The organism is Methanobrevibacter sp. 87.7 (assembly GCF_002208625.1).
Taxonomy (GTDB): Archaea; Methanobacteriota; Methanobacteria; order Methanobacteriales; family Methanobacteriaceae; genus Methanarmilla.
On the sequence record NZ_MRCT01000043.1, the window covers coordinates 1 to 12154 of the forward strand.

10 protein-coding genes and 2 tRNA genes are annotated in these 12154 nt (G+C 23.9%); 5 read left to right on the forward strand and 7 right to left on the reverse strand.

The window, feature by feature from the left end; translation table 11 throughout:
* Positions 1-146: 146 nt before the first annotated feature.
* The 4 genes from BGI41_RS08645 to hisF all read right to left on the reverse strand — a co-directional run bounded on the left by BGI41_RS08645 (position 147) and on the right by hisF (position 3728).
* Positions 147-656: an MFS transporter gene (locus BGI41_RS08645; RefSeq protein WP_255377145.1), complete on the reverse strand. Its 510-nt coding sequence runs from the start codon at positions 654-656 to the stop codon at positions 147-149.
* A 17-nt stretch (positions 657-673) separates the two neighbouring features.
* Positions 674-1543 (reverse strand): MFS transporter, encoded by an 870-nt coding sequence (locus BGI41_RS08650; protein ID WP_255377146.1) that lies wholly within the window; start codon positions 1541-1543, stop codon positions 674-676.
* 331 nt (positions 1544-1874) lie between these two features.
* Positions 1875-2846 (reverse strand): DNA glycosylase, encoded by a 972-nt coding sequence (locus BGI41_RS03295; RefSeq protein ID WP_088538819.1) that lies wholly within the window; start codon positions 2844-2846, stop codon positions 1875-1877.
* A gap of 36 nt (positions 2847-2882) precedes the next feature.
* Positions 2883-3728, reverse strand: a complete 846-nt coding sequence (gene hisF, locus BGI41_RS03300) for an imidazole glycerol phosphate synthase subunit HisF (RefSeq protein ID WP_088538820.1) — start codon at positions 3726-3728, stop codon at positions 2883-2885.
* Between the two features lie 231 nt (positions 3729-3959).
* Here hisF and BGI41_RS03305 point away from each other — a divergent pair.
* A tRNA-Arg gene (locus tag BGI41_RS03305) sits at positions 3960-4033 on the forward strand.
* A gap of 190 nt (positions 4034-4223) precedes the next feature.
* Here the strand turns inward: BGI41_RS03305 and BGI41_RS03310 are convergent.
* Positions 4224-6062 carry a helicase C-terminal domain-containing protein gene (locus BGI41_RS03310; protein WP_088538821.1) on the reverse strand — a complete coding sequence of 613 codons (1839 nt, stop codon included), beginning with the start codon at positions 6060-6062 and terminating at the stop codon, positions 4224-4226.
* A 299-nt stretch (positions 6063-6361) separates the two neighbouring features.
* Between BGI41_RS03310 and cobI the strand changes: the two genes are divergently transcribed.
* Positions 6362-7066 carry a precorrin-2 C(20)-methyltransferase gene (gene cobI, locus BGI41_RS03315; RefSeq protein WP_088538822.1) on the forward strand — a complete coding sequence of 235 codons (705 nt, stop codon included), beginning with the start codon at positions 6362-6364 and terminating at the stop codon, positions 7064-7066.
* A gap of 425 nt (positions 7067-7491) precedes the next feature.
* On the opposite strand, the gene gdhA is transcribed toward cobI, so the two are convergent.
* Positions 7492-8826, reverse strand: a complete 1335-nt coding sequence (gdhA, locus tag BGI41_RS03320) for an NADP-specific glutamate dehydrogenase (RefSeq protein WP_088538823.1) — start codon at positions 8824-8826, stop codon at positions 7492-7494.
* Positions 8827-9341: 515 nt separating this feature from the next.
* Here gdhA and BGI41_RS03325 point away from each other — a divergent pair.
* Positions 9342-9950 (forward strand): biotin transporter BioY, encoded by a 609-nt coding sequence (locus tag BGI41_RS03325; protein ID WP_088538824.1) that lies wholly within the window; start codon positions 9342-9344, stop codon positions 9948-9950.
* 57 nt (positions 9951-10007) lie between these two features.
* Positions 10008-10406, forward strand: a complete 399-nt coding sequence (locus tag BGI41_RS03330) for a DUF1284 domain-containing protein (protein ID WP_088538825.1) — start codon at positions 10008-10010, stop codon at positions 10404-10406.
* A 332-nt stretch (positions 10407-10738) separates the two neighbouring features.
* Here the strand turns inward: BGI41_RS03330 and BGI41_RS03335 are convergent.
* Positions 10739-10810, reverse strand: a tRNA-Gln gene (locus BGI41_RS03335).
* Positions 10811-11011: 201 nt separating this feature from the next.
* Here BGI41_RS03335 and BGI41_RS03340 point away from each other — a divergent pair.
* Positions 11012-12154 (forward strand): ATP-grasp domain-containing protein (locus tag BGI41_RS03340; protein WP_088538826.1); only part of this gene is annotated, 1143 nt, incomplete at its 3' end.

The window sequence follows — 12154 nt, forward strand, 5'->3', positions numbered from 1 at the left end:
ACTTAAACTATTTTTAAATATAAAATATTAAAAAAAATATAATTAAATTATCTAACATATAAATAGCTAATTTTAAAAAAAACTTCAAATTACTGTTTAATTTTATAAAATAAATAAAAAAAGATAAATAATTAGTTAAAATAGATTTAACTAGATGTATTAAATTTATCTTTAGATTTAATTCCTACAAGTGATGCAAAGACTGCACATATACAGAATATTACACTAATTCCACAGATAAATTGAGAACTTTTTACAATTAATAATGCATATTTTGTAGACAAAGTTAAATTACCCATTACCCATGAGAATACAAGAGTTAAAAGTCCTAAACTTAAAGTTTGACCAATAGTTCTCATTGCAGCTTGTGATGCTGATGCAGTAGGTGCATCTTTTGGAGGTACTGAACTCATAATTGCATTAGTATTTGGTGATGAAAAAAGACCCATACCTAAACCTTGAAGTACCATTGCTATAACAATAATGTAAAGTGGAGTTTTTGGATTTAAAAATGTAAATATTATTAATGCAACAGTAGCAATACTCATTCCAATAGCTGCTAATTTTTGAGGATGTATATTATCTGATAATTTTCCAGCATTTGGTGCTATTATCGCCATTATAATAGGAGTTATAATAAGTACTATTCCAGTCATTTGTGAGTTCCATCCTCTTACATATTATATAGTAAGTGATAATTAATTATTGTTGTTACAACCATAATTGCAAGATAACTACATAATGATGCAATATTTGATGATAAAAATTTTGCATTATTAAATAAACGTACATTAAATACAGGAGATTTCTGTCTTAATTCCCAAGCACCAAATATAATAAGTAATACTACACCAATAACTGTAAATATTATACCATTATGTGTATTTAAAGTTGTAAATCCATATACAAATGATAAAATACCAAGTGCATAAAGTATTGAACCTATAATATCAAGTGATTCTCCTTCATAAGTTTTCCATTCATGTGGAATTTTAAAGATAGATAGAAGTATAGAAAATACTAAAAATGGAATTACTACATAAAACATAGATCTCCAACCAAGATTATATACTAAAAATCCACATATAACTGGAGAAAGTGAAATAGCTAAGTAAACACCTGTAATTGTATATCCTAAAGCTTTACCCCTATTTTTAGGAGATACTGCAGATACAACCATAGCCATTGCAGCAACATTTACAATTGAAATACCAATACCTTGAATAATCCTAGATATAAAAAATATTTCTGTTGAAAATGATATACATGCCCCAATTGATCCAATTAAATAAATAATAAGACCAATAATCAAAGATTTCTTAACACCATATTTTCCAGATATTTGACCTGCAGGTATAGTACATGCTGCAATAACAAGGAATAAAATAGTCAAAACCCAATTTTGTACTACATTACTCATTCCAAAATCTAATCCAATTGCAGGTAAACCTACAACTACACCATTAGATAAAAATACTCCAAAAAAAGATGTTATGAAAGATACAAAAATTACATAAAATTCTAAATCAAATTTCTTATTCATATTCCCACCTTTTTAATAAGAATTTTAAAGGTGAATATTTAAAAGAATTTTTAAATTAAAAATAGCAAAATAGAAAATTAAAATTTTAAATATTAATATTTTATAATTAAATAAAAAAAATTACAAAAATACCCTTTTTTATATTCTCTTTAAATTATAATTTATAAAAAGAATTATATAATTTTTTATAAAAAAATATAATCTCTTATTTAATAAGTAAAAATAGTAAAACAATTAAAAAACAAATAAAAACAAAAATAACTAAAAAATAATAAGCAAAAATTAAAACAAAAAACAATCAGAAATAAAAATTAAAAAATCATAAAAAAGATTATTTTTTCAATTTATACATAAGTCCAGATTTACGTGCATAATGAAATAAATACAATTGAACATAACCTGCATAATCTCCAAATTTATCCATTCCAAATTCTCTAATTCTTTTAACAGAAACATCTTCATTATTAAAATATAAATAAGACATGATTCTTTTAATCCATACATCTGTTGGAAATGCTTCTTTAAAATTAAAACCATAAAGTAAAATACAATCAGCTACTTTTGGACCAACACCTTTAATTTTAATAATTTCGTCAAATGCTTCATCATAAGACATTTTAAAAAATTCATTGAAATCAGCTTCTAGTGAAAAGAGTTCACTTGCTTCTTTAACATATTTAACTCTATAACCTAGTCCACAAGATTTAAGATTATTTGTATATGATTCTAATTTTCTCTGCTCATCATCAGCTTCAGATTCTTCTTCTTTTGTTTCATATGCAGACATTAAAACTTCTGAAGGTGGAAATTTATAATAAGTTCCAGATGGAAATCTAAATTCATCTCCCCAGATTCTTTTAATATCTTTTATAGTATTAGTCCATCTTGCAATAGAATTATTTGAAGAAGAAATTGATGCAATTATAGCTTCAAATGGATCAACTGCTTCAAAAAGTCTTAATCCTTTACAAAAATCTACTGAAGGAGCGAGTTTTTCATCATTTTCTAAATATTTATAAAATTTATTAATATCATAATCAAGATCAAATATCCTTCTTACTTCAGATGTAATTTTAGATTCAAAATATTTATTTAACATAGAATCATCAATAACTCCTGGAATTTCATAGTCCAAACTAAAAGAATTTATATTATCTTGTGAAACTTTTAATAATACAGGAATATTATCTATTAAAATAACATTATTATAACTTGATGTATTTTCATCAAATTTCCATGAAGCTTGTGAAGTTTGTCCTGATTCTTGAGTTAATTTAATATTAATTAAATCATTAAATTCCATTAAACACCCTCCTTAGAAAATTTTTATAAAATATTACTATAATCTTACATTAATTCCATTATCATTTAAATAATTTTTAACAATAGGTACTGGATATTCATCAAAATGGAAAATACTTGCTGCTAATGCAGCAGAAACATCTGTTTTTTCAAATGCATCTTTAATATCTTCAGGATTACCTACACCACCAGAAGCAATTACTGGAATATCAACTGCATCATTTATTGCTTTAGTTAAATCAAGATCATAACCATTTTTTGTACCATCTGCATCCATAGAAGTTAGAAGAATCTCACCTGCACCTCTTTCTTGACATTCTCTTGCCCAATCTATTGCATCAATACCTGTAAATTTACGGCCACCATAAATATTACAATCAAACCAACAATATTTACTTTCATCACTTAATCTAGGATATTTAATTTCAACAACATTTTTATCAGGAGCATCATCAGGACTTTTTACATATTTTCTTTTAGCATCAATACCAACAACACAAGCCTGTGAACCTACAATTTCAGATGCTTCATTTATTAAGTTAGGATTATGAATAGCTGCAGTATTAGTAGAACATTTATCTGCACCTGCTTTAAGCATATTAAGATAATCATCTACTTTCCTAATTCCACCACCAACACATATAGGTATGAAAACATTTTCAGTAAGTTTTTTAATAACATCTACCATAGTTTCTCTTCGTTCATGAGAAGCAGTAATATCAAGAATTACAATTTCATCTGCACCTTGCTCATAATATTTAGTTGCAAGTTCTACAGGGTTTCCTGCATATTTAATTTCTTTAAATTCTATTCCCTTAACAACACGACCTTCAGGAACCTGAAGATCACAATCTAAACATGGGATAATTCGTTTAGTTAACATAATATAACCTTGATTTTATATTAATTATGTATATTTTTTTAATAATATAAAAAATGTTATAATTATAAAAAAAAATCTAAATTGTAAAATAGAAAAATAAAAGAAAAAATCTTACAATTATAAAAAAATTAAATTCAAAACACAAAATTAAAAGAAAATAATCAAAAAATCAGATTATAAAAAGATTAAAAAAATATATTTATTAATTAAAAAAAATAAAAATAATATTATGGTCCTATGGTCTAGTCTGGAATGACGCGGGACTTCGGATCCCGAGGCCGGGGGTTCAAATCCCCCTAGGTCCGCTATTTTTAAATATTAAAATTTAATTATTTAAACAATTATAATATAAAAAAACTTATTTTAATAAAAAAACAATTAAAATACTAAAATATTAAATAAAAAACTAAATAGCTAAATATTAACTAGAAGTAAAAAGACTAAAAAACTTTAATAATAATCTATTTAGATAAAAATAAAAAAAAATAGTAAAAATTAATTAAATTTTATATAATCATTCTCAACAATTGCTTCTTTAAAGAAGTCAGGAATAAGAGATCTATATAAAGGACTTTTAAATAACATCAAAATATCTTTATCTAAAATATATGTTGTACAATAATCATCTTCAGCTCTCATTCCTCTACCATATGCTTGCATAATTGTCATTACTGTTTTATAAGCATACCAACGTTTATCACGTTTTTGTCTTAGATTAATTTGTTTATCTCCAAGATAAGGGAATGGTACCTTATATATTATTTGAAAACGACATTTATCATAAGGTAAATCAACACCTTCACTCATTGAAGGAGATACAAGAACTAATGGATCAGAATCTTTTTCAAAATAATCTAAAACTCTTTGTCTATTTGCAGGAGTATGTGAAATTAATCTTGCATTAGGAATATTTTGAGTAATAAATCTAGAACATTTATAACTATGAGAATGTATTAATCCTTTTTCATCACTATGACGTCTTAAAATTTTATTAACAATAGGTATAGTCTTAGGTGCTGTTTTTTTAATCCTATTTTTAGACATTTTACCTGCTAAATCAAGAATAATAGGTCTTTTCTCAGGTGGAAATGGACTATCTACTTTAATATAATAAACCTCATTAGGATCTAATCCTAACCATTTTGAAAACATTTTATGAGATAAAATAGTAGCACTCATAAATATACAGATATCACCATATTTAAGAAGATTATCTTTAGCATACTTATTAACTCTTAATGGTTTAAATGATACACTATATTCATTAGCATCAATTACCCAATTTTTAGGTTCATGTTCAAGATGGTCTCTTAAAAGTTTAATTCTACTAATAGTTCTTCTAATTCTATCAACTTTATTCATAGGTAAATCTTTTAAATCTACATCTTGATATGATTCATAAAGTGATTCAAGCTCTAAAATCCAGTCTTCAACACTACCATCTTTAAGAGTTTCTTTAGAAATTCTTCTTTTAATATCTTTTTCAAGTCTTTGATTAGATAAAGTAAGTTCTAAACTATTCATTAATTTATTTTCAATATTATGAGCCTCATCAAGAATTAAAAGAGATCTTGTACCAAAATGTTTAACATAATTTAATTCAAGAATTGCATAATCATAGTTCATTAAAGTAATTGGTGAATTAATAGCATTAGCTTTTTGTTCCCAATAATTACAATGATTATCTGAATTATAATAAATATCATTACCAAATGAATCTTCAAATGCAATAGTTGAAGTTAATTTAGGAACTTTTGTAATTGAAAATGGACAGAAAAATTTTTTAGAATTTACAGTAGTTTTACATACACCCATATCACAAGTAGCTTCAGAACCACCCATTAAACATGAAAAATTAGATCTTCCTTTAACTATAGGAAAACCAAACTCTTTAGCATATTGATGTTGTAATTGTTTTGTCATTGTAAGAATATATGCAGAACCATAAATATTTGCAAGTGTTGTAGCAACTGCAGATTTACCAGTACCTGTTCCTGCTTCTAATACAATATATTTATAACCTTTAGAAATTGCTTCTTCAATATTTTGAATAATATCTAATTGTCCAGTACGTGGTGATGGAAATGGAAAATTTTCAATAATATCATCATCAATATTAGGATATTGTTTTTTTAAATCATTTATCCTATTGTTATCTAATTTATGATTCTTTATAGAATAAACATCAGGTATAATATCATCGACAATATTATTATGTTTCTTATTTGAAAAATCGTCTAAAGAATTATTATGTTTATTTGAATTTTTATATTTACCACAAACACAATTTTCTTTTAACATACCACAATTAGGACAAAATAAAGAATCAGTCATAATAAGTATATTTGAAATAATAATTTATTAAATATTATGATAGTATTTGAAAAGTATTTATATAAAATATAAATTTTTTATAATATACTAAAAATACAAGTAAAAATTAAATAATTAATAAAACTAAAAAATTATATAAAGTTTAAAAAGATTAAACTTCAAAATATAATTTTTAAAAAATATAATAATTTAATAAAATTCATTTTATATAATTTAAAATTTATTAAAATTTAATTAAATAATATCTAATTTTATAATTTATTACATCACAATTTAAAACATTATTTTTAGGTGATAAAATGGTTAAAAAAGGAAAATTATTCGGAATAGGTGTTGGGCCTGGAGATACTGAACTTATAACATTAAAAGCTGCAAAAATTATTGATAAAATTCCAATAATATTTGCACCACGTTCTTCTCCAAATAAACATAGTATTGCTTTATCTATTGTAGAACCACTTATCGAAAAAAGAGAGAATAAAAAATTAATGATAGTAGAACCAGTATTTCCTATGAAAGAAGATGTTGAAAGTTTAAAAAGAAATTGGAAACAAGCTTCTCTTTTACTTGCTGAATATTTAAATAGTGGACATGATGTTGCATTTGTTACATTAGGTGACCCATCAATATTTTCAACATTTACATATGTACAAAAAAATCTTGAAGATGAATATGAAATTGAAATAATTCCAGGAATTACATCTTTTACTGCATGCGCTGCAAGTATTGGTAAACCTCTCGTTGAAAAAAATCAAATTTTAACAGTTATACCAAAAATAGATGAAAGATTAAATGATTTAATAGATAAAGGAGATACATTTGTTATTATGAAAACTTCAAGAAATAATGAAGAAGTTGAAAAAATAATAAATGATGATCCAAGAGAAAAAGATATTACTTCTGTTGAAAATTGTACACGTGAAAATGAGAAAATACTTAAAGGATTTTCAAAAGATAAACCTTATCTTACTACTACAATTGTAAAATTTAATAATGATAATTAAATTTATCATTATAACTATTTTTATAAAATCAATTAAAATTCTTTTAAAACAATAAATTAAAAGAATATAAATTATTAAACTAACTACTAATTTTGAAAATAAATTAAATATTTATAAATTAAAGTTTTTAAAAGATTTAATAAAATTTAAAATTATTAAATTACTAAAAAAATAAATATACTACTTTTAAATAACTAATAGAAACACAAGAATAAGTAAATAATAAAAATATACATAAAAATTCTATTGAACGATAAAAGTTATAAAAAAATTACAAAAAATCTAATAAATTAATTAAAATAATAAGAAACTAAAAAAAAAACTAATTTTAAAAAAAAAACTAAAAAAATTCTATAAAAAATTATGTATTAAAAAACTAAAAAAAGTAAAAAAGAATTATGAAATAATCATAATTCTGTGTTTATCTATACAATACCTTGAGTTTGCATTGCATCAACGACACGTTCAAATCCTGCTACATTAGCACCAAGAACGTAATCTTTATCTGCATCATATTTAGCTGAAGTAGTATCTAATTTAGTAAAGATATCTTTCATGATTCTTTTTAACATATTATCTACTTCATCAAAGGTCCAGGATAATCTTTCAGAGTTTTGACTCATTTCAAGTGCAGATACAGCTACTCCACCAGCGTTAGCTGCTTTTGCAGGTCCAAATAATACTCCATTATCTTGTAAGTATTTTGTTGCTTCAAGAGTAGTAGGCATGTTAGCACCTTCAGCTACAGCAAAAGTGTTGTTTGAAACTAATTGTTTAGCATCTTCAATACCTAATTCATTTTGAGTTGCACATGGTAAAGCTACATCAGCTTCAACTTGCCATACTCCTCTACCTTCATGATATTCTGCAGAAGGTCTTTCTGCTGCGTAATCAGACATTCTTCCTCTTCTTACTTCTTTAACATCTTTAAGTAATGCTAAATCAATTCCTTCAGGATCATATACCCAACCAGTAGAATCAGAAGCAGTTACAGGTTTAGCACCTAATTCATATGCTTTTTCAATTGCATAAATAGCAACATTTCCTGCACCAGAAACAGTTACAGTTTTACCTTCAAAAGATTCACCATTAGCTTTTAACATTTCATTAGTGAAGTATAATAATCCGTAACCAGTAGCTTCAGTTCTTGCTAATGAACCACCAAAACTTAATGCTTTACCAGTTAATACTCCTTCAAATTGACCAGTTAATCTTTTGTATTGTCCATATAAGTAACCAACTTCACGAGCACCTACACCAATATCTCCTGCAGGTACATCAATATCTTTACCAATATGTCTGTATAATTCATTCATGAAACTTTGACAGAAAGCCATTACTTCACGATCAGATTTTCCTTTAGGATCAAAATTAGATCCCCCTTTTCCTCCACCAATTGGAAGTCCTGTTAAAGAGTTTTTGAAAATTTGTTCAAAACCTAAAAATTTAATAATTCCAATATTTACTGAAGGGTGGAAACGAAGACCTCCTTTGTAAGGTCCAATAGCACTGTTAAATTGTACACGGTATCCAGTATTTACTTGTACTTGACCATTATCATCTACCCATGGAACTCTAAATTTAATTTGTCTTTCAGGATTTGCTAATCTTTCTAAGACAGCATCTCTTCTGTATTCTTCTTCGTTTTGTTCAACGACAACTCTTAAAGAGTTTAAAACTTCATTTAAAGTTTGGTGAAATTCAGGTTCACCAGGGTTTTCTTTAGTAATTTTAGAAATTACTTCATCAACATAAGACATATTTTAAGTATCTCCCTTTGATTTTTTTAATTATTTTTAAGAAAATATAATAATTAAATATTATATTACTAGCGATATTGTATCCATGATATTAATCGGAAGAAGCCTTCCGTATTCCCATGGAACAGTATTTCCATATCACAGTTTTATTTTGAATATCTTAATATAAATAGATTTTCTAAAAATTATGCAAAAAAAGTTAAATTAATAAAAGATTTAAATTATAAGTTATAAGTTATAATTAATAAAAATTATAAAAAAATATTAATATATTTTTAAAAATAAGCTTTAAAACTATAATAAATTTAAATTAAAGAACTAATTAAGAAATAATAAAAAAATAATTAAATCTAAGAAATAATTTAAAGTTTTAAAAATATTAAAAAGAATATATTAAAACAAAACTTATTTAAATTAGATAAAACATATAAAAAACAGGTAAAATTATAAATTAATAATATATTTTTATTTTTAATTTAGATATTTTATCCAGATAATTTAAATGGAGGTAAAATATGAATAATATAGATAGTTATTATCAAAAAAGAAGTGATATTTACAATCATGTTAAAAATGCAAATACTTATGAAAAAATTGCACTTGCATTTCTTATGGCATGTTTCACTGGAATTATGGCACAAATAGCAATTCCATTACCATTCACTCCAGTTCCAATTACATTCCAAACATTTGCAGTATTAATTGCAGGTTTATTCCTTGGAAAAAAATATGGATTATTATCTCAAATATTCTATGTTGGTCTTGGACTTGTAATTCCATGGTATAGTGGAATGGTTGGAGGACTTTCAGTATTACTTGGTTCTACTTGTGGATACTTCATAGGATTTATTATTTGTGCATACTTTGTTGGATACATATCAGAAAAATATCCAGAATCTAGGAATTTTAGAAAAATGACTGTAGTTTTACTTATTGCTAATTTTGTTACAATTTATGTTCCTGGTTTACTTGGATTATATGCTGCATTCTTATTTGGTAAAGGTGTATCCTTAAGTTTAGTTCAAGTTCTTACTATGGGTCTTGTACCATTTATTATTGGAGATATAATAAAAGTTTTAGCAGGATCTAGTATTTCAAAAATTTTATTACCAAAAAATGAGTAAATAATTACTCATTTAACTACTTTATTTTTTAATAAAAAAAACTATTTTTATAATATTATGTTAAAAATACGTGGCCATCACTTATTATGTTTACAAGGTTTTCAAGGTTATGGATACAATAAAGAATTTACAGAGAACATGACTTTAATCCATAAGAAAATCATAAACGATGAAGAATATGTTAAGATAACATCAAATATTGATGACATATGTAAAAAATGCCCAAATAATAATTGTGAAATATGTATCAATAAAGATGAAAACACAAAGATATTAAAAATGGATAAAATAGTTTTAGAAAAAATATTAAAAGAATCAAAAAAAGATTATTATAAAGCAAGTGAACTATTTGATCTAATTAATAATAAACTATTTACAAGTAAAAAAGATATTGAAAATATTTGTGGCGGATGTAAATGGTATGATGTTTGTTTATGGGCTAAACAAAAAGAATAAAAAATTAAAATTATCTCTTTTTAAAATTTTAAATAAAATTATATAATTTTTTACAATTTAAAAACTATTTTTTAAAAAAAAAGATAAAGATCTTAATTCAATAAAAAAATACTAAATTAATCTCATTTTAATATTGATAATAAATATAAATAAGTTCAAAATCTCATCAAAAATATTAATACACTAATAACTATAAAATAAATTCCATTTTATTTAAAATAATTAAATAATTTTTAAAAAATAATAATACTTTTTATTAAATAAATATTAATAAGAAAAAATAAGTAATCAAAAAAAATAGATAATACAAAAAAATTAGATTAAAAAAAACATAGTCCCGAGCGGAGTCGAACCGCCGTCTCCGGGTCCAAAGCCTAGAAGGATTACCACTACCCTACGGGACTAATTCTAATAAAATAGAATACAGCTCTATTTACATAGAACACTATTATATTTGTAAACATTATATATAAATGTATCGGTAAATCAATAAAACCACATAATTATTTAGAATATTCAAAATAATTAAAATTAAATTATAAACAAAATAATTAAAAATTAGGATAAATAAAAATTTAAATATTAATAAAAAAGGACTGCTAACAATGAATGATTTAGTAATAATAGGAGTAAACACAAGACCTCAAGTTAATTCAGCAAAAAAATTAGATTATAATGTTAAATCTTCAAGTTATTTTACAACAATTGATTTTCCAGATAATATTGAAGAAAAACACATATTAACTGAAGAAAGTGATGAAAGTTGTGGATTATTTGAAGAAAATTATAGTCCTTTAAAATTATTAGAAAATGGAAAAGAATACATAAAAAAAGCAGAAAGAATTATTTTAACTTCAGGAATTACTCCAGAAGATTTTACAGGAGAATTCTCAAAATATAGAAAAAAAATTATTGGAAATAAAAAAACAAAACATGTAAGTGATAAATATAGATTTTACAAAGAAAATTCAAATAATTTTTTAATGCCTATGACATTTTTAACTAATGATGTATATGAAATAGAAGAAATATTAAAAGAATACAAAGATATCCAATTTATTATAAAACCAAACCATGGATCTGGTGGTTATAATACAATACTTTTAAATTATGATAAGTATATTGAAAATAATGATATAAAAAATATTATTGAAAACATCATTAATAATTTAGGTGAAATACTAGTTCAAGAATACATAGAAGGTATAAACATAAGTTCATCAGTTCTATCCTCAAAAACTGATGCAAAAACAATAATGAATACAAGATTATTAACATTAAATGATATTGGTTTTAAAAATAATTACAAATATTGTGGTAATATATTACCATTAGATATTAGATCAATACAAGAATTTACAAATATTAAAACACATGATGAAGTAGGAATGAAAAACCTTAATGAAGATATGAATATATTAAGTGAAGAAATTATTAAAAAACTTAATTTAATTGGTTCAAATGGTGTTGATTTAATATTATCAAATAAAGAAAATGAATCAAATAATGTTTTAAATAATGATATATATTTAATTGAAGTAAATCCACGTTTTCAAGGAACATATGAATCAATTGAAAAAGTATTATCCATAAACTTATTAAAAGAACATATTAATTCATGTAATGGAGAAATTATAAGTAAATTAAATCCAAAAAATTATTGCATTAAAGAAATAATTTATTCTCCAAATAAAATTAAACAAGGAAATTTAGAAATAAAAAATTTATATGATATTTCAAAAGAAAAT